The sequence below is a fragment of the Alistipes montrealensis genome (genome assembly GCF_018362775.1).
GTDB lineage: Bacteria > Bacteroidota > Bacteroidia > Bacteroidales > Rikenellaceae > Alistipes > Alistipes montrealensis.
Map to the genome: position 1 here is coordinate 155742 of NZ_JAGYXY010000003.1, position 24104 is coordinate 179845.

Here is a 24104-nt window from a genome sequence, read left to right on the forward strand (position 1 = left end):
GCGGCAAGCAGGTCAGTGACCGTAATTGGCGTCGATGTAGTCGGAAATATCGAAGTCCTTGGGCACTTCCGGCACATCGAGCGGCGTGACGTAGGTGTCGATTACGAGCGGCTGGCGTTTGAAGACCAGTTTTTCGAGGAACGAATCGATCTCGCTGCGGTTCTCGGTCATCGGACGCCACGCCATCGAATGGTTCGTATTGGCGACCGAGTAGAACCAGTGCGGAACCTTGCGGCGCGTGAGGTCGTCGGCAATGTGTTTCGAACCGAACAAATACACTCCGTCGACTCCGACCACACCGTAGGGAACGTTGCGGTCGGCATCGCCGTGAAAAAGCATTATCGGCGCGGGATTGCGTGTCCAGCGCAACTCGCCTTGCATGTCGCAAATAGCTCCGGCAAAAGCGATTACCCCAGCATAGTTAAAGTCCTGCTTGAGTTTCTCGGCCGCCATCGGATGTGCGTTACAAATGCCGTATTCACCCATCAATACCGTGATGGCTCCGGCGCTCGACCCGCACGTCACGATCCGGGCGGGATCGACATCCGGCATGTGTCCGCAGATGTAGGCCGTAGCGTCGTACAAATCTTCGGTCGCCATCGAAAGCGTCGATTCCAACGCCTGCGTGAAATGGGCTTCATCGAGCAGCCCGGCCGCTTTTGCCCGCTTCATCCCCAGCCGGTAGTCGATCGAGACGACGACAAATCCCCGGCGGGCATAATAGTCGAAGAAGGGCTGGAAACGCCGGTTGTCCCGTGTTCCGGTCATGAACCCGCCGCCGAAAAGGAACACCAGGCAGGGTTTCAACCGGCTGTCGGGCGTGAGGGCAGCATAACGGTCCAGCCGCAGCGTATCGGCGTCGTGCACGGCATATGCGAAGGTGGTCTTTTCGATTTTCCACGGCGCGGCGCCGTCATTCTGCGCCCCGGCCGTAGCCGCCAGGAACAGTGCAACGATCAGAAACAAGCGTCTCATGCTACTTCATCTCTTCGTAGGCGTACTGGATCGCACGGTTCAGAATGGCGATGAACGGCTGCGTGCGGCGGAACTCCTCGACGGTCCGGTCGAGCAGGCCGGGAGCCAGCAGGAACTCCTCGGTGATCGGCTGTTCGATGTAGAAATCCTTCAGCTTCAGCATCTCGGCATATTCGCTGTCGGCCGGAAACCCGGTCGGAACCCGCTTGAGCTTGTTGTTGTCGCACAACCGGAAGCCTTTGGCCTTTTTGATCGCCGCCTCGATTTCCGCACCGTTGTCGAGAACCTCCTCCCGGATCGAACGCAGAACCGTCGGTTCGATGCAGACGGCTCCCGCCGAAAGCAGGTTGCACCACACCAGTGAGTCGGCACAGGGTTCGATGTGGAAATAGTAGCCCGCATAACCCGATTTCTTGCCCTTCGGAGCGATGTAGGCCCCGATGTAGTTCTTATAGGGCGTCTTGTCGTTCGAGAAGCGCGTGTCGCGGGCAATGCGGTAGGTGCAGTCCTGCGGACGCAGGCCGCGCACCGTGGGATCGAACGACGCGATGCCCTCGATCAGTTGCCCGGTGAAATCGGCGAACCGCCCTTTCACCCGGGTCCATTCGGCGCGATTGGCGTCGAACCACTCCCGGGTGTTGTTGTCGTGCAGCCGGCGGAAGAAATCGATGACCTCTTTCATATTACCATGCGAAAAGCGGATAGTCGGCCATCAGGGCGTTCACGTCCTTGCGCACGGCGGCGATATTGGCTTCGTTCTCCGGATCGTGCAGCACACGGTCGATCAGCCCGACGATGTAGTCCATCTTGTCCTCCTTCAGGCCGCGGGTCGTGATGGCCGGAGTACCGAAGCGAAGTCCCGAGGTCTGGAACGGCGAACGGCTGTCGAAAGGAACCATGTTCTTGTTGGTGGTGATGTCGGCTGCCACGAGGCACTTCTCGGCCAGCTTACCCGTCAGTTCGGGGAATTTCGTGCGCAGGTCGACGAGCATCAGGTGGTTGTCCGTACCGCCCGAAACGATCTTGTAACCGCGCTTGACGAAGGCTGCGGCCATGGCGGCGGCGTTCTTCTGCACCTGCGCCTGGTACTCCTTGTAGGCGGGTTCCAGCGCTTCGCCGAAAGCGACGGCCTTGGCAGCGATGACATGCTCCAGCGGACCGCCCTGAATACCCGGGAAAACGGCCGAATTGAGAATCTGCGACATCATCTTCACGGCGCCCTTCGGCGTGGTCTGTCCCCAGGGATTTTCGAAGTCCTTACCCATCAGGATAATGCCGCCGCGCGGTCCGCGCAGGGTCTTGTGGGTCGTCGAGGTGACGATATGGGCGTATTTAACGGGATTCTCCAGCAGTCCGGCGGCAATCAGGCCCGCCGTGTGGGCCATGTCCACGAGCAGCAGAGCGCCTACCTTGTCGGCGATCTCGCGCATGCGTTTGTAGTCCCATTCGCGCGAATAGGCCGAAGCGCCGCCGACGATCAGTTTGGGCTTGCACTCCAGGGCTTTGCGCTCCATGGCGTCGTAGTCGATCGTACCGGTCGCCTCGTCGAGCTGGTAGCCTACGGCCTCGAAATATTTACCCGACATGTTGACCGGCGAACCGTGTGAAAGGTGTCCTCCGTGCGACAGGTCGAGGCCCATGAAAGTGTCGCCCGGCTGCATGCAGGCGAAGAAAACGGCCATGTTGGCCTGCGCGCCCGAGTGGGGCTGCACGTTGGCGTATTCCGCGCCGTAAAGACGGCAGATGCGCTCGATGGCCAGCGTCTCGACTTTGTCCACGACTTCGCAGCCGCCGTAGTAACGTGCCCCGGGATATCCCTCGGCGTATTTATTGGTCAGTACCGAGCCCATGGCCTCCATCACCTGCTCGCTGACGAAGTTCTCCGAAGCGATCAGCTCGATGCCATGCATCTGACGGCTGCGCTCGGCGGCAATCAAATCGAAAATCTGGGAATCTCTTTTCATTATAGTAAGGGTTTATGAAATGCTTTTATGGCTGGTAAAGATAAGCAAAAATGCCGAAATTAGAGTACTGCGCAAAGGTTTAAGATATTTTTTGCTATCTTTGTGCTGCAAAATTGGTAGATAGTACCTTAAAAAATAGAACCATTATGAAATTACTGGACGGAAAAGTGGCCGTTGTAACCGGCGCCGCACGCGGCATCGGCAAGGCCATTGCACTCGAATTTGCCAAAGAAGGCGCCAACGTAGCGTTCACCGACCTCGTGATCGACGAGAACGGCAAGGCTACCGAAGCCGAGATCGCAGCGCTGGGCGTGAAAGCCAAGGGCTACGCTTCGAACGCCGCCAACTTCGAAGAGACGCACAAGGTCATCGAAGAGATCGTGAAGGATTTCGGTCGCATCGACATCCTCGTAAACAATGCCGGAATCACGAAGGACGGCCTGATGATGCGCATGTCGGAGGCCCAGTGGGACGCCGTGCTGACGGTGAACCTCAAGTCGGCGTTCAACTTCATCCATGCCGTAACGCCCGTCATGGCCAAGCAGAAGAGCGGCTCGATCATCAACATGTCGTCGGTGGTGGGAGTCAGCGGCAACGCCGGCCAGTGCAACTATTCGGCGTCGAAAGCCGGTATGATCGGCCTCGCGAAGTCGATCGCCAAGGAGATGGGCCCCCGCGGTATCCGCGCCAACGCCATCGCTCCGGGCTTCATCATGACCGAGATGACCGACAAACTGCCCGACGAGGTGAAGGAAGGCTGGTACAAGCAGATTCCGCTTCGCCGCGGAGGTACGCCGGAAGACGTTGCCAAGGTGGCGTTGTTCCTCGCTTCGGACCTTTCGTCGTATGTCAGCGGACAGGTTATCCACTGCTGCGGCGCGATGAACTGCTAAAAAACAATAGACGGCAAAAGAATCGCAGAGAAGATGCCGTCAGGCATCAGCCGAAAATAAGAGCGTCCGCCAAGTTTACTTGGACGGACGTTTTTATTTGCAGTCAGGGAGTTTTTGCAATTCTTTTACTGTTATTGCGCCGCCAGCAGTCACGGGCGGAGGAGCGGAACGAAGCGAAGGTAAATCCCGCCGCAGATAATCCGGAACCGCCCGTCGCCCTGTGCAACTTGCATCTTTTTTGCTATCTTTGAGGCTGTAACGGCGTCGATTCGCATTTGCACCCGTCAGGCTTTTTACTATCTTTGCAACTATGAAACGATTCGTAACCCTGCTGGCCGCACTGGCCGCGCTCCACACATACGCCCAGGAGGCGACGCTCCCCAGCCCCGACGCCAAGTCGCTGGGCATGGGCGGCGTGATGATGACCACCCTTTCCGGCTCGCACGCCATTTACAACAACTCCTCGACGGCCATTTTCTCGAACACGCCGTCGCAGATATCCTCGTCCTACTACGGGCAGCAGAACTTCGACTACTATGCCGTATCGGGATTTTGCCGCTTCGACAACATCAACCTCGTGCAGGCCGGCTGGCGGCAGTACCTGCGCGGACACGGAAACAACGACATGGCCGTCGATCTGGGTTATTCGCGCCGCATCGGCGACAAATGGGCCGTCGGACTCGTAGGCCGCTACATGCACCTGAAACGTTCGGACGCTACAGCCGACGCATTGGCCGTGGACCTGAGCGCCGCTTACCAACTGCCGCTGGAGAATGTCGGCAGCTATTCGACGCTGCGGGCGGGAGCCAAACTGGGGAATCTGGGCGGCTATCTGCGCAGCACGGGATATACCCTGCCGATGGATTTCACGGTAGGCGCCGCCCTGGATACGTTTCTTTCCGACGCCCACGAAATCACGGTCGGAACCGACCTGGGCTACTATTTTTCGCCCGCCGAGGTCCGCGGGTTTCAAATGTCGCTGGGCGCCGAGTACAACCTGATGCAACTCGTGCAACTGCGTACGGGCTACCATTACGGCGAACGGCGCGACTATTACCCGAGCTACTGGACCGTCGGCGCGGGTCTGCGCATCCTTCACCTGCGGCTCGATTTCGCCTACCTCTTCGCCAAAAAACACACACTGCTGCGCAATACGTACAGCATCAGTTTCGGACTCGATTTCTGATCCGGTTATTTTCGGCAAAGACTTTCCAGAATCCCTTCGCAGCCGTCCTCCAGCATGTCGAGCACCAGCTCGAACCCTTCGTGTCCCTCGTAATAGGGGTCGGGAACGTACGTGCGGTCGGGATGACGGCGGCAGAACTCCGCCATGCGGAATATCTTCCGGGCGGCCTCGCGCGACGGCGCCAGCCGGTTGAGCGACTCGTAATTCATATCATCCATCGCCACGATCATATCGAAGCGTTCGAAGTCCTCCTCGCGGACCTGCCGGGAACGGTGTGTCAGCGCATAACCGCGGCGTGAGGCTGCACTGCGCATGCGTGAATCGGGCAGTTCGCCCCGGTGTCCCCCGTAGGTTCCCGCAGAGTCGATTTCGAAGTTGCCGGCCACTCCTTTTTCCTCCACGATACGGTGCATGATACCGTCGGCGGCCGGAGAGCGGCAAATATTGCCCAAACAGACGAATAAAATCCTTGTTTTCATATCCATAGGGCAAAGATAGGAAAAATTCCGGAACGCAAATTGCAGGATACGGGGGCATGAGAAAAAGAATTTCAGACTGGATCGAACAATACAGGTGCATGGACTGGGCGGTGCTCTACCTGCGGCTGTTCACGGGTGGCATGATGTTATTTCACAACATCGGCAAAATACAGAATTACAACGAGATAATCAATTCATATCCATCGTTGCTTTACATCAATTCCGCCGCCGTATTCGTCGTCGTCACGGTGGTCGAAGTACTTCTTTCGGTACTTATCATTATGGGGCTCTGGGTGCGGATGTCGGCCTTCCTGATGTCGCTGGGCATCCTCCTGGCATTCGCCTGGGGCGGATTCGGTGCCGGGGAATTGGAATTCACATGGCTCGGGGTCTATGTATTCCTGATCGTTTCGGGCGGCGGGCTCTACGCCTTCGACGCGGCGCTTACCCCTCCCGACAGAAAAAAACAACGAATCGAACAATAATAACCATCCCCTTCGTCTTGATCTTCGAAGAAATATCGTACCTTTGCCGCGATTTGTTTTCATTAGAAACCAACAAAAACAGAACGTAATGAAGATGAAAGTAATCGTGATGCTGGCCGCTTTCGCGCTGACCGCATCGGTTGCAACGGCACAGGAGCTGCCCCGCAAAGTACAGAATGTCGAAGTGCTCGACCTGGACGGGAATCCGGCCAAGCTGCCCTATTTCGGCGAAAAGAACCTGATGATATTCTATGTGGATCCCGACCGTCACAAACAGAACGAGGATTTCACGATCGAACTGGAGCAAAACCACCGCGCCGAGAGCGATAACATTTACGGCTTCGGGGTGATGAACCTCAAGGACGCCCCGATGGTTCCCAACGGCATGGCCCGCAACATGGCCAAGAAGCGCACGGCCAAGAACGGCGCGACGGTGCTGGCCGACCAGGACCGCATCCTGAGCACGGCATGGGCGCTGGGCGACTGCAACAACCAATTCGTGCTGATGATCGTATCGAAGGAAGGCGAACTGGTGTTCCTGCGCAAGGGAGTTCTCTCCGAGGCCGACAAGCAAGCCTTTTACGCAACCATCGACAAGTATAAATAATATATTCCGGATCGTATCCGGCGTTATCCGGTCCCGTGTGAGAAATCCGGCGGTCTCCGGCTCACGGTATTGTGCCGTGCCTGCGAGTTTACTCCCACCCTAAACCCCTCCCGGAGAGGGGCTTTACTCACACTGCCGACCTGTAACCGACGGATACGAAATACCGGATCATAAACCGATCCCGAATGTTTCGCCACCTCGCCGTCCTGCTTATCATAATCACTGGCCTGCACTTTACGGTGCGCGCCCAGGATTCCGGCATTCCCACGTCCGACGGCGATACACTCCATTACACCTATACCCCGCTGCCGCAGGAAGCTCCGAAAAAGAAGCCCTTTCTGCGGCGCGTCGTCGATTATTTCGGAGAGTCGACCACCGACAAGACCTTTGAGAAAAAGATCGACTTCACCTTCGCCGGCGGTCCCAGCTATTCGAAAAACACGAGTTTCGGCATCGGCCTGCTGGCCGCAGGGCTTTACCGCCTCGACCGTACGGATTCGATTACGTCCCCGTCGGACATCTCGATCTTCGGCAGCGTCTCGGTATCGGGATTCTATGCGCTGGGCGTCACGGGAAACACGATCTTTTCGCGGAACAAGCGGCGCATAGACTACACGGTGATGTTCTCCTCGGCTCCCCGCAGCCTGTGGGGCATCGGTTACAACGCCGGGCGCTATAATCCCGAAAGTACCTATTCCGAGAAACACTACCTGGTCGAGGGACGTTACCTGCACGAGTTTCTGCCGCATGCCTATATCGGGGGACTGGTAAGTTTCGAGCACACCCGGGGGCTGAAATTCACCCAGCCGGAATACCTCCGCGGGGAGAAACTGAAATACACCGCCACGGGTGTCGGCGCGATCCTGGAGTACGATTCGCGCGACTTCATCCCCAATCCGTTCCGGGGTATTTACGTGAGTTTCCAGGAGACGCTTTTCCTGAAAGGACTGGGCAACTGCGACAAGACGCTCTGGCGCACGACCTTCACGGCCGACGCCTACCAGCGGGTTTGGAAAGACGGCGTTCTTGCCGCCGATTTGTATGGCGTATTTAACTCTGACGGTACTCCGTGGCCGATGCTCGCCCGTATGGGCGGCAGCCAGCGGATGCGCGGCTACTACCAGGGCCGCTATACCGACAACGATATGATAACCGTTCAGGTCGAACTGCGCCAGCGCATCTGGCGGCGGATCGGATGTGCGGTGTGGGGCGGCGCGGGTAACGTTTTTCCCTCGCTGTCGCGCTTCGACTGGTCGCAGACGCTTCCGAACTACGGCGTAGGCTTCCGGTGGGAACTGAAAAAACGGGTGAATGTACGCCTCGATTACGGATTCGGCAAGAAAACGAGCGGATTCCTGCTGAACATCAACGAGGCTTTTTAAGAACGTACTTGACTTATGAGTGCCGAACCGACCAAGAAGAACCGACAGCGGGTCGTGAAAACCCGCAGCCGCTTTACCACTTTACTGACTGTCTACTTCTTCGTAGCGCTGATTATTCCCAATTGCGTGCTGGCAAATACGGAGCCTTACTCCATATGGACCGTCGAGGCGCTGATCCTTATGCCTTTGGGATTCTACATGATGTGGAGCGTGGCGCTGCGGCGTTCTGGCGTGATGATCTGGCTGGCATTCCCGTTCATCTTCTTCTGCGCCTTCCAGATCGTGCTGCTGTACCTCTTCGGCAACTCGATCATTGCGACGGACATGTTCACCAACCTGCTGACGACCAATCCGGGCGAGGCGGGCGAACTGCTGGGCAACATCTACCCCTCGGTGATCCTCGTCTGCGTACTCTACCTGCCGCTGCTGTGGCTTGCGGCGCGTGAAATCGGGCACAAACGCTACATCACGCGCACCGCGCGCATGAACATCGGCCTGACCGGTGCGGCGCTCTTCGCGCTGGGCCTGCTGACCCTGTGGCCTGCCTACCGCGTCAGCGAAGACCGGCATGTGCTGCGCGACGAGATTTTCCCGCTCAATATCATGTACAACCTCGGGCTGAGCGGCTCCGAGTTCCGTAAATCGTACAATTTTCAGAAGACCTCCGAGGGATTCACCTACGAGGCCGAGCGCACAGCCCAGGCCCCGGGACGCGAAGTCTACGTATATATCATAGGCGAGGCGGCGCGTGCGATGAACTGGCAGCTTTACGGCTACGAACGCGAGACCAATCCCCTGCTCTCGCAGGTCGGTGACCTGGTGGTTTTCCGCAATATGCTCACCCAGAGCAACACCACCCACAAGAGCGTGCCGCTGATCCTTTCGTCCGTGTCTACCGACGAACACGAAGAACTTTACCGCCGCAAGGGCCTTCCGGCACTTTTCAACGAAGCGGGATTCGACACCTGGTTCATCTCCAACCAGTCGCCGCAGGGGGCGATGATCGACCACCTGGCCCACGATGCCAAGCACGTGATCTACATCCGTTCGCCGCGTCACGACATGCAGTTGCTCGACGAAATGCGCCGGGTGCTGGACAAGAGCGATTCCCGGAAAATACTTTTCATACTCCACTGCTACGGTTCGCACTTCAGCTATCACCAGCGTTACCCGCGTGAATTCGCCCATTTCCAACCCGACGACGACGTGGCGATCGCCTTGCAGCACCGCCCGATGCTCGTCAACGCCTACGACAATTCGATCCGTTACACGGATTATTTCCTTGCGCAGACCATCGGTTTCCTGCGTTCGCAGCAGGGAACCTCGTCGGCGCTGCTCTACTGTGCCGACCACGGCGAAGACCTGATCGACGACGCCCGTGAGCGATTCCTGCACGCATCGCCCACAACGACGGCCTACCAGCTATATGTGGCGTCGCTGGCCTGGTTCTCGGAGGACTACCGGCAGCATTTCCCCGAAAAGGTCGCCGCCGCCGAAGCCAACGAGACGGCTCCTGCGACGACGCATGCGCTGTTCCACACGATGGCCGACATGGCTTCGATCCGCGGACGGTTCCTCACGACAAAGGTGTCGCTCGTAAGTCCCGATTTCGACCGTGCGGCTCCGCGCCGTTACCTGAACGACCACAACGAAGCCGTTCCCTTCCCCAAGACGGGCCTCAAGCCCGAAGATATGGAGGTATTCCGGCGCTACGGCATCGAACTTTAGACGATACTGAAATAATTAGGGCTGCTCCTGACGGGGCAGCCCTAATTGTTTAAATTCGGGGTCCGAATTATTTCGCAGCGTCTACGGAAACCTTGCGGAACTCCTTCATCATCTTCGAAATTTCCAGAGCCGATTTGCGGGCGCGAGTGCCTGCAGCCTTGTTGTTTTTCTCTACCTGAGCAGCTGCGTTGGCTGCAAATACCTCAAACTCTGCGTTGATTTTTGCTACTAATTCTTTCATAGTTTTATTTATTAAATTGGGTTTGTTATCAACGCAAAGATATAAAATTATTCTAATCCACACCATCGGGAGCCTGAAAAAACCGCCTTTTTTACAAGAAAATACCTATTTTAGAGGGGTGACGGTACGTTTTTTGCCTTTCCACCGGGGTAAAACATACCCTTATGGACAGATTTTTCCTTACAACATGCCTATTTGCCGCGCTCCTCACGGGCTGCGGAAAGCACACGCCGAAGCAGGTGATGCCGCCCCTGCGGGTCGGAGTAGCCGTGTCGGCGGTCGACAGCGTTCCCAACCGCATGAGCTTCATCGGTTACCTCGCGAGCAACTTCGACGCCGTGATCCAGCCGCGCGTAACCGGCTACCTCTCGTCGAAACAATACGGCAACGGCATGCCTGTCCGGCGCGGGCAGCTGCTCTTCACCATCGACCCCAACCAGTTGTCGACTTCGATGCTGGCGGCCGAGGCCGAGCTCGAATCGGCCCGGGCGCAGGCCCTCGAAGCCCGCAACAACTACGACCGCGCCGTACCGCTGGCCCGCATCAACGCCATCAGCCAGTCGCAGTTGGACCAGTATACGGCGCAATGGAAAGCCGCCGAGGCGTCTGTGCGTTCCGCGGAGCAGTCGCTGCTGAGCGCCCGGCTCAATGTGAGTTACACCGAACTGCGTTCGCCGATCGACGGCATCATCGAACACACAGCAGCGCATGTGGGCGACTATGTGGGCCCGGGCACGCAGTTCAGCGTACTGACGACCGTATCGAACATCGACACGCTGACGGTCGACGTGGCGATCCCCATGTCGCAGTACCTGCGCTATGCAGGGGACCGGACTTCGATTTACGACAACGATGGGCTGCTCTCGGACATCCGTCTCGTGCTGGCCGACGGCTCGCAGTATCCCCACGAGGGACTCTACGACTACACGCGCAAGGACGTTTCGTCCGCTACCGGGACGCTCGTGCTGGTGGTGATGTTCCCCAACCCCGACGAAGCGCTGAAACCGGGCCAGTTCGCCCGCGTCGAGGCCAACGTCGGACCCGTGCGGCCGAGGATCGTCGTTCCCCAGCAGGCCGTGAGCCAGGCGCAGGACATCTCGTCGGTGTGGGTCGTGGCGGCCGACAGCACGGCGCAGTACCGCCGCGTCACGCCCGGTGAAACCTACGGCGCACTGTGGTGCATCGACGAAGGACTGGACAGCGGCGAACAGGTCGTGGTCGCCGGACAGCAGAAACTGCGCAACGGCGCGAAGGTAATTCCCGAAAAGAGGTAGCGCCATGGAGAAATTTTTCGTATCGCGCCCGATCTTCGCCATCTCGCTGGCCATCGTCATCGTGCTGGTCGGACTGATCTCGATCATGAGCCTGCCGATCGAGCAGTATCCCGACATCACGCCTCCGGTCGTGGAGGTGTCGGCCACCTACGACGGCGCCGACGCCGAGACCGTGAACAACGCCGTCGCAACACCCGTGGCGCAGGCCGTGATGGGCGTCAGCGACATGCTCTACATGCAGGCCACCAGTTCGAACAACGGTGCGATGGTGCTGCAAGTCACCTTCGACATCGGGTCGGACCCCGACCTCGACGCCATCTTCACCCAGAACAACGTCGCCTCGGCCACGGCCGAACTGCCCGCTACGGTCACCAAGCAAGGTGTCACCACGCGCAAAACCATGACGGGATTCCTGATGGTCTACTCGCTGCACAGCGACGGACGCTACGACGGGGAGTTCCTCTCGAATTACGCCTACATCAACCTCCAGAACGAACTGCTGAAGATCGACGGCGTGGGCAAGGTCTCGATCATGGGGGCCGGCGAATACGCCATGCGCATCTGGCTCAAACCCGACGTGCTGAAATACTACGGCATTGCGGTCGACGAGGTGATCGCCGCCATCGAGAAACAGGGAGGCATCTACCCTGCCGGGCAATTCGGCGCAGAACCGGCTCCCGACGGCGTGGCCTACACCTATACGGTGACCATGCCGCCGCAAATCTCCACAGCCGGCGAGTTTGCCGACATCGTTGTCAGGACCACCTCCTCGGGCGAACAGATTCGCCTGCGGGACATCGCCGAGGTCTCCCTGGGCAGCCAGACCTACGGGGTCAGCTCTTCGTTCGAAAGCGACCCGACGGCCATGATCGTCATCTACCAGCAGCCGGGCAGCAACGCCGTGGCTGTCGGCGGCAAAGTCAAAGCCGCGATGGAACGCCTCTCGGAGCGTTTCCCCGACGGCGTCGAAGCCGCCACGATCGTCGACACGACCACGAGTATCGACGCCGGCGTGAAGGACATCTTCCGCACGCTGATCATCGCGCTGATACTGGTCATCTTCATCATCTACCTCTTCCTGCAGGACTGGCGGGCCACGGTCATTCCGCTCGTGGCGATTCCCGTGTCGCTCGTCGGTGCGTTCGCGCTGTTTCCGCTGCTGGGATTCTCGATCAACATCATCTCGCTGCTGGGCCTCGTGCTGGCCATCGGCCTTGTGGTCGACGACGCCATCGTCGTGGTCGAGGCTGCGCAGGTCAATATCGAACGGGGTATGAAGCCGCATGCGGCGGCACTGGAAGCCATGCGCAACGTCGCCTCGCCGATCGTCGCTACGACCGTCGTACTGCTGGCCGTCTTCGTCCCCGTGTCGTTCACGGGCGGCATCACGGGACGGCTGTTCCAGCAATTCTCCGTCACGATCGCCGTGTCGGTGGTGATCTCGGCGTTCAACGCCCTGACGCTCTCCCCGGCGCTCTGCGCCCTGTTGCTGCGCCACCGGGAACCGTCGCAAAAAGGTTTCTTCGCCGCCTTCAACCGCTGGTTCGCCCGGCAGATGGAGCATTACAGTACGTTTACCCCGACGCTGATGCGCCACGTCGCCCGCACGGGCATTTTCGTGGCCGTGGTCCTCGGGGTGATCTTCGTCGTGTGGCGCAAGCTGCCCGCCGGATTCCTGCCCGAAGAGGACCAGGGCTATGTAATGGTGATGGTCTCGACGCCCGAAGCCTCGTCGCTACAGATAACCCGGCAGGCCATGGCCGAGGCCGACGCCGTGATCCGCACGCTGCCCGAAGTGGCATCGACTTCGTTCGCCGCGGGATTCAACATGATGGCCGGCATCGCCTCGACATCGAGCGGCATCATCTTCGCCAAGCTCGTCGACTACTCCGACCGCAAGCTCTCGGCCATGCAGATCGCCCAGCGGCTCACCGGGGAACTCTACGTCGCGGTTCCGGGAGCCGAATGCTACGCCTTCATCCCGCCTTCGATCCCGGGCCTGGGCATCACCTCGGGTGTATCGGTGGAGGTGCAGGACCTCGAAGGACGCGGCACGGCCTACCTGCTCGAAAACGCCGAAAAGCTGATGGACTCGCTGCGCCGAAGCCCCTCGATCGCTTCGGTCACCACGCAGTTCAACGCCGGGGTTCCCCAGCGGCGGCTGCGCATCGACAAACAGCAGGCGCTGGCCGCCGGCGTGGACCTCGGAACGCTTTACGGCGAACTGACGACCCTGCTGGGCGGGGCGTATATCAACAACTTCACGCGTTTCGGCAAACTCTACCAGACCTACATCCAGGCTGCGCCCGATTACCGGCTCGACCATCGGTCACTCGACAGTTACTACGTCGCCTCGGCGTCGGGTGAGAGCGTCCCCGTAGCATCGTTCATCGACGTTGTCGACACCGTGGGCGTGGAGTACGTTTCGCAGTTCAACCTCTACCGGTCGATCTCGCTCACCGTCACCCCGGCGGCGCGGGCCTCAACGACGACCGTCATGCAGGAAATCACCGCGACGGCCTCCGACGTGCTGCCCGACGACATCGGCACGGCATGGAGCGGAACCTCATACCAGGAGGCCAACGCCTCGAAGACCGGGGGACTGGTCTACGTGCTGGCTCTCGTATTCGTGTTCCTCGCCCTGGCGGCCCTCTACGAATCGTGGGGACTTCCGCTGGCGATCCTGATGAGCGTTCCCGTAGCGGTGCTGGGCGCAGTGCTGTTCATCGGCGGCTCGCACCTGATGAATGCACTCTACGTCAACGACATCTACATGCAGATTTCACTCGTGATGCTGATCGGACTGGCGGCCAAAAACGCCATCCTCGTGGTGGAATACGCCGACAGGCTGTTCCGCGAGCAGGGTGCGTCGCTGATGGATGCGGCGATCGGGGCCGCGAAACTCCGCGTGCGGCCGATCATCATGACCGCCTTCGCCTTCATTCTGGGCGTCATGCCCCTCGTCTTCGCCAGCGGCGTCTATGCTACGGCCCGCAACATCATGGGCGTAGCGCTCGTGGGCGGCATGCTGTTCGCTACGCTGCTGGGCATCTTCGTCTACCCTGCGCTCTATTACTTCGTGGGAAAAATCGGAGGTTTCGAGAAACGCCGCGAACGCAAAAAACAGGAGGAAGCACAATGAAAACGAAAATCATAATCGCCGCCCTGCTGCTGGCGGCCTGTACGCCGAAATTCTACCCGCCGCAGGTCGCGACGCCCGAAAACTACATCTACGGCGACGGATTCTCGTCCGACACGACGGGCGTAGGCGAACGCTGGTGGGAGCTTTTCGGCGACACGACGCTCAACGCGCTGGTCGGACGGGCCCTGGCGAACAACCGCGATGCGGCGGCCGCCGCCGCCCGGGTCGAAGAGGCGCGGGCCAACCTCAGGGCCACCCGGGCGCAATACCTGCCGCAGGTCGGCATCGGAGCCACCGCCGAGGGCGAATACACGCCCCAGACCAAGATCGTGCAGTCGTATGCCGTCGAGCCGACGCTCTCGTGGGAGTTGTCGTTGTTCGGGGCGCTGCGCAACGCCAAGCGTGCCGCCAAGGCGGAGATAGCCTCCGCAGAATGGGCGTTGGCAGGAGTGCGGCTCTCGCTGGCTGCCGAGGTCGCCACGACCTATTTCACCCTGCTGGGGTACGAGCGCGACCTCTCGATCGCCCGCCAGACCCTTCGCCTGCGGCGCGAATCGGCCGCGCTGATCGACTCGATGTTCCGCTACGGCATGTCCGACGGCGTGGCGCTGGAGCAGGCCCGGAGTCTGGTCTACACCGCCGAAGCGGACATCCCGCAGTATGCGCGGGCCGTGGAGCAGACGTGGCTGTCGATGGGGATTCTGCTGGGCGAGACGCCTTCCCGGGCGCAACTCTCCGGTGCTGGACTGCACCTGCTGACCGACTACCGCCCTGCGGAGATTCCCGTGGGACTGCCTTCGGAATTGCTCAAACGCCGTCCCGACATCCGCCAGGCGCATTTCGACATGCTCCACGCTGCGGCGCAGGCCGGGCAGGCCCGAAGCGCTCGTTTTCCGTCTATTTCGCTGACTGCCAAAGGCGGAGTTGCATCCAATTCAATCAAAGGTTTAACTGCGGCGAATCCCTGGGCATGGGATGCCCTGGGCTCCATCGCCGAGCCGATATTCGGATTCGGAAAACTGCGCAATGCCGAGCGGGCCGCGATGGCGGCCTACACGCAGTCGGCCAAGAACTACGAGCAGACCGTGCTGACGGCTTTTGCCGATGTGGAGAAGGCATTGGTGGCCATCACGACCTACCGCGACCAGACCGAACGCACGGGCGAACTGGTGCTTTCGAACGACCGCATCGCCACGATGACCCGCGCGCTCTACCGCAGCGGATTGTCCGGCTACCTCGACGTGATCGACGCCGAACGCAGCCTCTACCAGTCGCAGATGGCACTTGTCAACCTCGTGGCGCAGCAGTATATCAACTACGTCACGCTCTGCAAAGCGCTGGGCGGCGGGTGGACTGCCGCAATTAAGAATGAAGAATGAAAAATTAAAAATCGTGTTATTCAGACATAATAGGGCCAGACCAGTAAATCCGCAAATTTTCAATTCCTAATTTTTCATTTTCAATTCAGGGCATACCTACTTATGGGGATTGCACATATCGCCGTAAAGTCGTACCTTTGGACGCAAAACAGAAGAAAATGCGTCTATCCGAACTGAAAACCGGCGAGTCGGCAACGATCGTCAAGGTGATGGGACACGGAGGTTTCCGCCGCCGCATCATGGAGATGGGTTTCGTCCGCGGACAACGGGTCGAAGTCATCCTGAACGCGCCCCTGAAGGATCCGATCGAATATAAAATCATGGGCTACGACATCTCGCTGCGGCGCAGCGAAGCCGACATGGTCGTCGTGCTCACCGACAGCGAAGCCGGGGAATACCTCGCCAGGCGCGAACATCATCACCATCATCACCACCATTTGCAATCCGGGGTGTGCGAATGCCCCGCGAGCGAAACGCCGTCGCCGGACGCTCCGGCAGCGGAATTCGGTGCAACGGAACCCGGCGAGGCCTGCTGCGCGAGTATCGACGAGGTCGTAGCGCGCCACACCCGGACTATCTACGTCGCACTGGTCGGCAACCCCAACAGCGGTAAAACGTCGCTTTTCAACGCCATATCGGGCGGCCACGAGCATGTGGGCAATTACAGCGGCGTGACCGTCGGGGCCAAAATCGGCAACCGCATCTACCGCGGCTATCGTTTCGAAGTAACCGACCTGCCCGGAACTTATGCCCTTTCGGCCTACACGCCCGAAGAGCGTTACGTGCGCAATCACCTCGCCACGAAAACTCCCGACGTGGTGATCAACTCGGTAGTAGCCTCAAACTTAGAGCGTAACCTCTATTTAACTACGGAGTTGATTGATATAAACCCGCGCATGGTCGTAGCACTCAACATGTTCGACGAACTGAACGACAGCGGGGCGAAACTCGACTACGACAACCTGGGCCGCATGCTGGGCGTGCCGATGGTCCCGGTCGAAGCGCGCAACAACCGCGGCATCGAGGCCCTGCTGGACACGGTGATCGACGTATACGAGAACCGTGACGAGCGCGTGCGCCACATCCACATCAACATGGGCCCGGTGATCGACGAAAGTTTGCGCAAGCTGAACAGCGACATGGGCGCCTTCCGCGACGAACTTCCGAAAGCCTTCCCGCCCCGCTACTACGCGATGAAGATGCTCGAAGGCGACAAGCAGGCCGAGGAGAGCCTCCGCAACTGTGAGCGTTATCCCGCTTGGGTCGAGATTCGGGACCGGGAAGCCAAACGCATCGCCGAGGCCCTGGGCGAGGATGTCGAAACGGCTTTCGCCAACCAGAAATACGGCTTTATCCAGGGCGCGCTGAAGGAGACCTTCACCCCCGGGCGGCGCGAGGAGGTCACGACGACGGCCATGATCGACACTTTCGTCACGCATAAACTGTGGGGATTCCCGATCTTCTTTGCGCTGATGTGGTTGATGTTCTGGTGCACGTTCAGCCTCGGGGCCTATCCGCAGGAGTGGATCGACGCGCTGGTGGGTTGGATCAGCACCGGGCTGGATACAATATTGCCCGCAGGACCGCTCCGCGACCTGTTGGTCGACGGCATCATCGGCGGCGTGGGAGCCGTGATCGTCTTCCTGCCGAACATCATGATACTTTATCTCTTCATCTCGTTCATGGAAGATTCGGGCTACCTGGCCCGTGCGGCGTTCATCATGGACCGCGTGATGCACCGGATCGGGGTACACGGAAAATCGTTCATCCCGCTGATCATGGGTTTCGGCTGCAACGTACCCGCCATCATGGCCTGCCGGACCATCGAGAGCCGCAGCAGCCGCCTGATAACCATACTTATTACACCGTTCATGTCATGCAGCGCCCGAATCCCGATTTACCTGTTGCTGGCGGGAACGTTTTTCGCCGCCAACGCCGGGATGGTGATGCTGGGACTCTACATACTGGGCGTCGTGCTGGCTGTAATTACGGCCCGGCTGATGCGCAGGTTCCTCTTCCCGGTGGACGAGACGCCGTTTGTGATGGAACTGCCGCCCTACCGCCTGCCGACATGGAAAACCACGCTCAGCCACATGTGGGACAAGTGTGCGCAGTACCTCAAAAAGATGGGCGGCATGATCCTGATCGCCTCGGTAGTCGTCTGGTTCCTGAGCTACTATCCCCGCACGGATGCGACCGCCGGAACCGAAGCGCACTACGAAAACTCCTATCTCGGCCGGCTGGGCAAAGGCTGCGAGCCGGTATTCAGCCCCCTGGGATTCAACTGGAAAGCCAGCGTGGCGTTGCTGTCGGGGCTCCCGGCCAAGGAGATCGTGGTCTCGACGCTCGGCGTGCTCTACTCCGAGGGCGCCATGACGGAAGCCGCCCCCGCAGGGACGGAAAACGTCATCGGCGGCGCAGAGGGTCCTACGCAGATCATCGTCGCAGAAGAACGGGCCGCGGCTCCCGAACCGGCCGAAGACGAGGAAATGGCGTCGCTTTCGCAGCGGCTGCTCGCCAGCGGCGACTTCACGACCGCCTCGGCGCTGGCGTTCCTGGTGTTCATCCTGCTTTATGTGCCCTGTATCGCCACGGTGGTGGCCATCGGCGCCGAAGCGGGGTGGAAATGGGCCACGGCATCGGTTATCTACAACACGGCGCTGGCATGGCTCGTGGCGTGGATCGTTTATCGCATCGCATCGATATTCTAACCGATGGGCTGGCAGAACTATGTTGTATGGGCCATCGGGCTGGCAGTCGCGGCGATCGTCGCGAGACGGCTGTGGTGCTTCGTGCGCGGACGGCGGCGGGGAGGCTGCGCGTCGTGTGCGTCGACACAATGTCCGCTGAAAAAGTTCAACGAAAAGAATTAAACCGTATCTTTGCCGCCGCAAACGACGGCGGTTTTCCGAAGCCGGCTGTAAAGTCCGGCTTCGAATGTATAGGCCGGCCGACGAAGTGCATACGACTATGGCAGGACTCTTCTATATTCTATTTTTCTGGCTGACAGGCAATGCGTTGAGCCTCCTTACCGGAGGTTATGTTTCAGGTAACATCATCGGCATGATCCTGCTTTTCGCGGCGTTGTGCCTCAAGTGGGTGCGGGCCGAGACGGTACGCCCTGCGGCGCGCTTCCTGCTGGGAGCCATGGCGCTGTTCTTCGTGCCCTACGGCGTGGGGCTGATGGACTCCTATCAGGTGATCCTCGAAAACCTCTGGGCCATCGTCGTCTCGGGAATCGTCTCGACGATTCTCGTGCTGATCGTCTCCGGCAAAACATTCCAAAGCCTGAACCGACGCGCCCGCCTGAGACACCTCAAACACCTCCGCCACGATGCTTGACGCCGCATTTCTCTCTTCGGACCTCTTTCTGCTGACCCTCACCGTGGGCCTCTACTGCCTCGGGGCGCTGATTTACCGCTGCGCGAGGCTGCCGCTGCTCCACCCGGTGTTGCTCACGTTCATCGCCGTGATCGTCTTCCTGCGCTGCGCCGGAATCGGTTACGAACGTTACCGGGACGCGACGGGCATCCTCAATTTCGCCCTCGGGATGTCGGTCGTGGCGCTCGGATACCTGCTTTACGAGCAACTCGAACGCCTGCGCGGAAGCCTGCTTCCGGTAGGTGTGGCGACCCTTGCGGGATGCGTCGCGGGGGTGCTGAGCGTGGTCTATATCGCCATGGCGTTCGGGACCGAGCGGCAGATTCTCAACTCCATAGCCCCGAAGTCGGTGACCGTGCCGATAGCCGTATCGGTCGCCGGCCCGCTGGGCGGCAACGTGTCGGTAACGTCGGTCGTGGTCTTCTGCGTGGGGATTTTCGGCAGTATCTTCGGCGAATGGATCCTGCGCCGCTGCGGGGTCCGCGATCCCGAGGCGCGGGGTTTCGCCCTCGGAGCCGCCGCACACGGCATCGGCACGGCGCGGGCCATCGAGATGGGCGCTGCCGAAGGAGCCCTGAGCGGTCTTGCAATGGCCCTGATGGGACTGGCGACAGCATTGCTCATGCCGCTGATGGAGCGGTATCTCTATTGAACCGGAGCGGATTTCGGCAGGCTGAAAACTCGACGAATATCCGGATCGCCCGCTATTCGGGCTCGATAGCGCACAATTTTTCACGCCGATTTATTAATTTTATTAATTATTTCCCTATCTTTGTCCGGAAGCATAATCCCAAACATAACTTATACTATGGCAAAAGCAGTCAACATCGCCCGTTCACACCGGTTGGACGGCATCGGAGAGTACTATTTTTCGCGTCGTTTGCGCGAGATCGCCGAGATTGAAGCGGCAACGGGCCGCCAGATCGTAAAACTGGCCATGGGCAGCCCCGACCTGCCGCCCCACCAGTCCGTGATCGACCGCCTGGCGAAAGAGGCACAGCGTCCCGACGTGCATAAATACATGTCTTACCAGGGTGAGCCCATCCTGCGCAAGGCCTTTGCCGACTGGTATAAGAAATGGTATCGCACAGAACTGGATTTCAAGTCGGAGGTGTTGCCGCTGATCGGTTCGAAGGAAGGTATCATGCACATCTGCATGACGTTCCTCAATAAGGGCGACAAAGTCCTCGTCCCGAACCCGGGCTACCCGACCTATTCGGCGGCCGTACGTCTGGCAGGCGGCGAGATGCTCCCCTATGCGCTGAACAAGCAGACCAATTTCTACCCCGATTTCGACGCGATCGAAAAGGCAGGGCTCGACGGTGTGAAGATGATGCTCGTCAACTACCCCAACATGCCGACGGGACAGACCCCTTCGATGGAATTGTTCCAGAAAATCATCGACTTCGGAGCCAAGCACAACATCCTGATCGTGCATGACAACCCGTACAGCTTCATCCGCAACGCCGAACACCCGATCTCGATCATGGAGGCCGAGGGTGCAAAGGACGTGGCTCTGGAGATGAACTCACTGTCGAAAGGCCACTCGATGGCCGGCTGGCGCGTGGGCGTCGTCGTGGGCAAGAAGGAGTGGATCGACTCGATCCTCACGTTCAAGTCGAACATGGACTCGGGTATGTTCTACCCCATCCAGGCCGCTGCCGACACCGCACTGGCGCTGGGCGAGGAGTGGTTCAAGGAGCTGAACGGCATCTACTATGCCCGTGAGAAGCAGGCTTACGAACTGCTCGACGCGCTGGGATGCCGCTATCGCAAGAACCAGGCAGGCCTGTTCATCTGGGCCGAACTGCCCGAGGGTTACAAGGGCGACAGCTTCGCGTTCTCGGACGAGGTGATGGAGAAGACCGACGTGTTCCTGACCCCCGGCGGTATTTTCGGTTCGGAAGGCAACGGCTACATCCGCATCACGCTCTGCTGCCCCGAAGCCCTGCTGAAGAAGGCTACCGAAAAGATCAAGATCGCTTTCGGCAAGTAAACGCCGATTTACAGATAGAGACAGCCGTCCTTTGGGACGGCTGTCTTTTTTGTGCCCGGACAGGCGGCAATAACAAAAAAGCCCCCTCTTGCGAGGGGACTTACAGGCCGGTCGGCGGTTATTTCATCAGCCAATGCCGCTTGAGCCATTCGCGGACAGGCAGGTCGTAAAGTTTCAGGCAGGCCCACGCCAACCCTACCGAGGCGACGAACACCGAAACGCTGACAAAAATATGCGTCCCGAGCGGTGCATCGGGATTGTTCGCCGCCCATCCCCACTGCATGTAGACAAGCGGATAGTGTGTGATATAGAGCGGGAAGGAGATTTCGCCGAGGAACTTGCAGACGGCTATCGACCGGGCGTCCGTGACACGGCTTCCGGCGCCCATCGAGACGATCAGCGGGAAGACGAGCAGGATGACCAGCGCCTGGTAGCCGCCGTCGATCCACGGCATCGAAACGCTGCCGACATGGGGCGTCACCAGTGCCGCGGCTACGAGCAGCGAACACCACCAGAATCCACCCCGCACCCGAATCGCCGCGCCGAGGCGCGAGAGCAGCAGTCCCGCGAAGAAGGGATAGAGCAGGCGCGAGAAGCCGATGTAGACTTGAGTCGGGGTGAGACTCCAGCCGCCGATGACGGTATAGGCCGCAGAGCGGTCGGCGGGAAGCATGCCGAACAGATCGAGGTTCAGCGTCAGATCGATCGTCAGCACCGCAGCAGCGGCCACGAACAAACCCAGCACGAATTTGGGAAAACGGCGGATGACAAGTGCATAGAGAATATTGGCGATGTACTCGTAGAACAGCGACCAGGCGGGACCGTTCAGGGGATAGGTTTCACCCCAGCCGCGGATGTCCCAGGCCATCGGGGCAGGGAGCAGCGTGCAGCCCAGCAGGAAAATCAGCAATACCTGCCACCAGGGCGTCGCCCCGATCGCCGGAAAAGCGCCGCAGGCTCCGAAGTAAAAGAATAGTGCGCCGACGAGCATCCCCATGACGACCATCGGATGCAGACGCACCAGACGGCGTTTGAAGAAGTCCTTGAGCGACATTTTGTTCCAGCGGTCGTCGTAGGCATATCCGATCACAAAGCCCGAAAGCACGAAGAAGAAATCGACGGCCAGGTAGCCGTGGTTGAGAATCTGGAAGGCAGGGCCTTTGGAGTAGGTTTCGAACAGGTGGAAGGCTACCACGATCATCGCCGCCACACCGCGCAATCCGTCGAGGATTTCGTAGCGGGGCTTGGAAGCCAGGTAACCGGTTGAAGCCGCAGTCATGGATTTGAGTTTGGGAACCGGGGCTACTCTTCGACGATGCGGATCGAGAGAATCTTATCGCCCGGACGGATGTCGTCGATCACGTCCAGCCCTTCGACCACCTGCCCGAAGCAGGTGTGGCGGCCGTCGAGGTGCTGCGTGTTCTCGCGGTTATGGCAGATAAAGAACTGCGAACCGCCCGTATCGCGTCCGGCATGGGCCATTGACAGCACGCCGCGGTCGTGACGCTGGCGCGGGGCCGAAGTCTCGCACTTGATCTTGTAGCCCGGGCCTCCCGTGCCGTCGCCCTTGGGACAGCCGCCCTGGATGACGAAATCGGGAATAACGCGGTGGAAGGTCAGTCCGTCGTAGAAATTATGTCCGGCCAGTTCGACGAAATTGGCCACTGTTCCGGGGGTTTCGTCGGCATACAGCTCGGCTTTCATCACCCCTTTTTCGGTCGAAATAATTGCGTACTTTTTCATGGTCGTATCGGTTTTACTCTTTAACAATGACTTTTGCAGCTGCGGCCTTTACCCGCTCGCGCAGGGCCTCGAGACTACTTCCGTGCGGCTCGTAACCCACGACGACGCCCATACGGCGGTTCACGCGCGCCGAGGGCTTGCCGAAGATGCGGATGTCGGTGCGCGGATCGGCGACAACGGCCTCGCCCACCCCTTCGTAATGCGGCGTTGCGGTCTCGACGCCCGAAAGGATTACGGCGCTGGCTCCCATGCGTTCGAAGGTAACCGCCGGAATCGGAATCCCCAGCACGGCCCGCAGGTGCAGTTCGAACTCGTTGAGATTCTGCGTCCCGGCCAGCGTCACCATACCGGTGTCGTGCGGACGGGGCGACAACTCGGAGAAGTAAACACCGTTGTCGCGGCTCAGGAAGAACTCCACGCCCCACAGGCCGGCCCCGGTAAGGGCTTCGGTGACGGCGGCGGCCATGCGCTGCGCCTCGGCGAGGTGTTCGGGAGCGACTTCGGGCGACTGGAAACTTTCGCGATAGTCGCCGCCTTTCTGCACATGGCCTATCGGCGGGCAGAAAAGCGTCGGACCGTTCTTCTGGGTGACGGTCAGCAGCGTGATTTCGCTGTCGAAGCGGATGAACTCCTCGATGATCAGTTCGCGGATATCTCCGCGCGACCCTTCGCAGCCGTAATGCCAGGCGTGCTCCAGTTCGTCGGGTCCTTTCACCAGCGACTGGCCCTTGCCCGAAGAGGACATCAGCGGCTTTACCACACACGGGAAGCCGATCTTTCCGGCGGCCTCGCGCAACTCGTCGAACGACGTGGCGTAGAAGTATTTCGCCGTTTTCAGCCCCAGTTCCTTCGCCGCGAGGTCGCGGATGGCCTTGCGGTTCATCGTGAAATTCACGGCCCGGGCACTCGGGACGACCTGTACGCCGGCACGCTCGAAATCGTAAAGCCGTTCGGTGCGGATGGCCTCGATCTCGGGAACGATGATGTCGGGGCGGTGCTTTTCGACCGCTGCGGCCAGCGCATCGCCGTCGAGCATGTCGAACACCTCGCAGGCGTCGGCCACCTGCATAGCGGGAGCTCCCGCATACTTATCGCACGCCACGACGGTCTGGCCCAGTCGCTGCGCCGCAATTACGAACTCCTTGCCCAGCTCGCCGGAACCCAGAAGAAGTATCTTTTTCATAGAAATTATGTAGTGTTATTAGGTTTTATAATATGTAAACCGGACCGCTCCCGACCGCAACGGCAG

General features: G+C 59.6%; 21 protein-coding genes. 13 read left to right on the forward strand and 8 right to left on the reverse strand.

All coding sequences use genetic code 11. The features are described 5' to 3' along the window. Positions 1–12: 12 nt before the first annotated feature. The 3 genes from KG007_RS06860 to glyA are packed head-to-tail and all read right to left on the reverse strand — an operon-like array spanning position 13 to position 2939. Positions 13–975 carry an alpha/beta hydrolase family protein gene (locus KG007_RS06860; protein WP_213347832.1) on the reverse strand — a complete coding sequence of 321 codons (963 nt, stop codon included), beginning with the start codon at positions 973–975 and terminating at the stop codon, positions 13–15. A 1-nt stretch (position 976) separates the two neighbouring features. Beyond that, complete coding sequence (locus KG007_RS06865) at positions 977–1657, reverse strand: DUF2461 domain-containing protein (RefSeq protein WP_213347833.1); 681 nt, start codon at positions 1655–1657, stop codon at positions 977–979. A 1-nt stretch (position 1658) separates the two neighbouring features. Continuing rightward, a complete protein-coding gene (gene glyA / locus KG007_RS06870) occupies positions 1659–2939 on the reverse strand; it encodes a serine hydroxymethyltransferase (RefSeq protein ID WP_195460506.1) in 1281 nt (426 codons plus the stop codon). 146 nt (positions 2940–3085) lie between these two features. On the opposite strand from glyA, the gene fabG reads away from it, so the two are divergent. Together fabG and KG007_RS06880 are read left to right on the forward strand one after the other, a co-directional pair. Further along, positions 3086–3832, forward strand: a complete 747-nt coding sequence (fabG, locus tag KG007_RS06875) for a 3-oxoacyl-[acyl-carrier-protein] reductase (protein WP_195460507.1) — start codon at positions 3086–3088, stop codon at positions 3830–3832. Between the two features lie 310 nt (positions 3833–4142). Then, entirely contained in the window at positions 4143–5018 is an 876-nt protein-coding gene (locus tag KG007_RS06880) for a PorV/PorQ family protein (RefSeq protein WP_213347834.1), read from the forward strand. Positions 5019–5023: 5 nt separating this feature from the next. Here the strand turns inward: KG007_RS06880 and KG007_RS06885 are convergent, their stop codons facing one another. Then, complete coding sequence (locus KG007_RS06885; protein WP_195460509.1) at positions 5024–5503, reverse strand: low molecular weight protein-tyrosine-phosphatase; 480 nt, start codon at positions 5501–5503, stop codon at positions 5024–5026. A gap of 50 nt (positions 5504–5553) precedes the next feature. On the opposite strand from KG007_RS06885, the gene KG007_RS06890 reads away from it, so the two are divergent. The 4 genes from KG007_RS06890 (at position 5554) to KG007_RS06905 (ending at position 9699) form a co-directional block, all read left to right on the forward strand. Then, positions 5554–5982: a DoxX family protein gene (locus KG007_RS06890; RefSeq protein WP_213347835.1), complete on the forward strand. Its 429-nt coding sequence runs from the start codon at positions 5554–5556 to the stop codon at positions 5980–5982. An 88-nt stretch (positions 5983–6070) separates the two neighbouring features. Then, entirely contained in the window at positions 6071–6589 is a 519-nt protein-coding gene (locus KG007_RS06895) for a hypothetical protein (RefSeq protein WP_195460511.1), read from the forward strand. 185 nt (positions 6590–6774) lie between these two features. Next, positions 6775–7971, forward strand: coding sequence for a BamA/TamA family outer membrane protein (locus KG007_RS06900; protein ID WP_213347836.1), 1197 nt, complete (start codon positions 6775–6777; stop codon positions 7969–7971). A 15-nt stretch (positions 7972–7986) separates the two neighbouring features. Further along, entirely contained in the window at positions 7987–9699 is a 1713-nt protein-coding gene (locus KG007_RS06905) for a lipid A phosphoethanolamine transferase (RefSeq protein WP_195460513.1), read from the forward strand. A gap of 67 nt (positions 9700–9766) precedes the next feature. Here the strand turns inward: KG007_RS06905 and KG007_RS06910 are convergent, their stop codons facing one another. Further along, complete coding sequence (locus KG007_RS06910; protein WP_195460514.1) at positions 9767–9940, reverse strand: histone H1; 174 nt, start codon at positions 9938–9940, stop codon at positions 9767–9769. A gap of 164 nt (positions 9941–10104) precedes the next feature. Between KG007_RS06910 and KG007_RS06915 the strand changes: the two genes are divergently transcribed. The 7 genes from KG007_RS06915 to KG007_RS06945 all read left to right on the forward strand — a co-directional run bounded on the left by KG007_RS06915 (position 10105) and on the right by KG007_RS06945 (position 21112). Next, on the forward strand, positions 10105–11214 hold the full coding sequence (locus KG007_RS06915) for an efflux RND transporter periplasmic adaptor subunit (protein ID WP_195460516.1): 1110 nt from the start codon (positions 10105–10107) through the stop codon (positions 11212–11214). A 4-nt stretch (positions 11215–11218) separates the two neighbouring features. Beyond that, positions 11219–14356 carry an efflux RND transporter permease subunit gene (locus KG007_RS06920; RefSeq protein WP_213347837.1) on the forward strand — a complete coding sequence of 1046 codons (3138 nt, stop codon included), beginning with the start codon at positions 11219–11221 and terminating at the stop codon, positions 14354–14356. Then, a complete protein-coding gene (locus KG007_RS06925) occupies positions 14353–15735 on the forward strand; it encodes an efflux transporter outer membrane subunit (protein WP_213347838.1) in 1383 nt (460 codons plus the stop codon). The genes KG007_RS06920 and KG007_RS06925 overlap by 4 nt, the downstream gene beginning before the upstream one ends. 158 nt (positions 15736–15893) lie before the next feature. Continuing rightward, complete coding sequence (feoB, locus tag KG007_RS06930) at positions 15894–18446, forward strand: ferrous iron transport protein B (RefSeq protein ID WP_213347839.1); 2553 nt, start codon at positions 15894–15896, stop codon at positions 18444–18446. A gap of 259 nt (positions 18447–18705) precedes the next feature. Beyond that, complete coding sequence (locus tag KG007_RS06935) at positions 18706–19077, forward strand: CidA/LrgA family protein (protein WP_213347840.1); 372 nt, start codon at positions 18706–18708, stop codon at positions 19075–19077. Beyond that, entirely contained in the window at positions 19070–19768 is a 699-nt protein-coding gene (locus tag KG007_RS06940; RefSeq protein ID WP_213347841.1) for an LrgB family protein, read from the forward strand. Before KG007_RS06935 ends, KG007_RS06940 begins: the two co-directional genes overlap by 8 nt. Before the next feature lie 156 nt (positions 19769–19924). Next, positions 19925–21112, forward strand: coding sequence for a pyridoxal phosphate-dependent aminotransferase (locus KG007_RS06945; RefSeq protein WP_195460527.1), 1188 nt, complete (start codon positions 19925–19927; stop codon positions 21110–21112). 118 nt (positions 21113–21230) lie between these two features. Here the strand turns inward: KG007_RS06945 and KG007_RS06950 are convergent, their stop codons facing one another. From KG007_RS06950 to purT, 3 genes are read right to left on the reverse strand one after another with little or no spacing between them, the layout of a single operon-like run. Further along, entirely contained in the window at positions 21231–22391 is a 1161-nt protein-coding gene (locus KG007_RS06950; RefSeq protein ID WP_213347842.1) for an acyltransferase family protein, read from the reverse strand. Positions 22392–22414: 23 nt separating this feature from the next. Then, positions 22415–22855, reverse strand: coding sequence for a peptidylprolyl isomerase (locus KG007_RS06955; protein ID WP_195460529.1), 441 nt, complete (start codon positions 22853–22855; stop codon positions 22415–22417). A gap of 13 nt (positions 22856–22868) precedes the next feature. Beyond that, the gene (gene purT, locus KG007_RS06960; protein WP_213347843.1) at positions 22869–24038 is read right to left on the reverse strand and encodes a formate-dependent phosphoribosylglycinamide formyltransferase; all 1170 of its coding nucleotides are present in this window, start codon (positions 24036–24038) and stop codon (positions 22869–22871) included. Positions 24039–24104: the final 66 nt, after the last annotated feature.

Excerpts from the sequence above, each read along its gene's own strand:
- KG007_RS06895 (WP_195460511.1), top strand. The coding sequence starts at position 6,071 with ATGAAGATGAAAGTAATCGTGATGCTGGCCGCTTTCGCGCTGACCGCA.
- KG007_RS06905 (WP_195460513.1), top strand. The coding sequence starts at position 7,987 with ATGAGTGCCGAACCGACCAAGAAGAACCGACAGCGGGTCGTGAAAACC.
- KG007_RS06940 (WP_213347841.1), top strand. The coding sequence starts at position 19,070 with ATGCTTGACGCCGCATTTCTCTCTTCGGACCTCTTTCTGCTGACCCTC.
- KG007_RS06955 (WP_195460529.1), bottom strand. The coding sequence starts at position 22,855 with ATGAAAAAGTACGCAATTATTTCGACCGAAAAAGGGGTGATGAAAGCC.
- KG007_RS06950 (WP_213347842.1), bottom strand. The coding sequence starts at position 22,391 with ATGACTGCGGCTTCAACCGGTTACCTGGCTTCCAAGCCCCGCTACGAA.
- KG007_RS06860 (WP_213347832.1), bottom strand. The coding sequence starts at position 975 with ATGAGACGCTTGTTTCTGATCGTTGCACTGTTCCTGGCGGCTACGGCC.
- KG007_RS06900 (WP_213347836.1), top strand. The coding sequence starts at position 6,775 with ATGTTTCGCCACCTCGCCGTCCTGCTTATCATAATCACTGGCCTGCAC.
- KG007_RS06885 (WP_195460509.1), bottom strand. The coding sequence starts at position 5,503 with ATGGATATGAAAACAAGGATTTTATTCGTCTGTTTGGGCAATATTTGC.
- glyA (WP_195460506.1), bottom strand. The coding sequence starts at position 2,939 with ATGAAAAGAGATTCCCAGATTTTCGATTTGATTGCCGCCGAGCGCAGC.
- KG007_RS06925 (WP_213347838.1), top strand. The coding sequence starts at position 14,353 with ATGAAAACGAAAATCATAATCGCCGCCCTGCTGCTGGCGGCCTGTACG.
- KG007_RS06935 (WP_213347840.1), top strand. The coding sequence starts at position 18,706 with ATGGCAGGACTCTTCTATATTCTATTTTTCTGGCTGACAGGCAATGCG.
- KG007_RS06915 (WP_195460516.1), top strand. The coding sequence starts at position 10,105 with ATGGACAGATTTTTCCTTACAACATGCCTATTTGCCGCGCTCCTCACG.
- feoB (WP_213347839.1), top strand. The coding sequence starts at position 15,894 with ATGCGTCTATCCGAACTGAAAACCGGCGAGTCGGCAACGATCGTCAAG.
- KG007_RS06880 (WP_213347834.1), top strand. The coding sequence starts at position 4,143 with ATGAAACGATTCGTAACCCTGCTGGCCGCACTGGCCGCGCTCCACACA.
- KG007_RS06945 (WP_195460527.1), top strand. The coding sequence starts at position 19,925 with ATGGCAAAAGCAGTCAACATCGCCCGTTCACACCGGTTGGACGGCATC.
- KG007_RS06890 (WP_213347835.1), top strand. The coding sequence starts at position 5,554 with ATGAGAAAAAGAATTTCAGACTGGATCGAACAATACAGGTGCATGGAC.
- KG007_RS06920 (WP_213347837.1), top strand. The coding sequence starts at position 11,219 with ATGGAGAAATTTTTCGTATCGCGCCCGATCTTCGCCATCTCGCTGGCC.
- KG007_RS06910 (WP_195460514.1), bottom strand. The coding sequence starts at position 9,940 with ATGAAAGAATTAGTAGCAAAAATCAACGCAGAGTTTGAGGTATTTGCA.
- fabG (WP_195460507.1), top strand. The coding sequence starts at position 3,086 with ATGAAATTACTGGACGGAAAAGTGGCCGTTGTAACCGGCGCCGCACGC.
- purT (WP_213347843.1), bottom strand. The coding sequence starts at position 24,038 with ATGAAAAAGATACTTCTTCTGGGTTCCGGCGAGCTGGGCAAGGAGTTC.
- KG007_RS06865 (WP_213347833.1), bottom strand. The coding sequence starts at position 1,657 with ATGAAAGAGGTCATCGATTTCTTCCGCCGGCTGCACGACAACAACACC.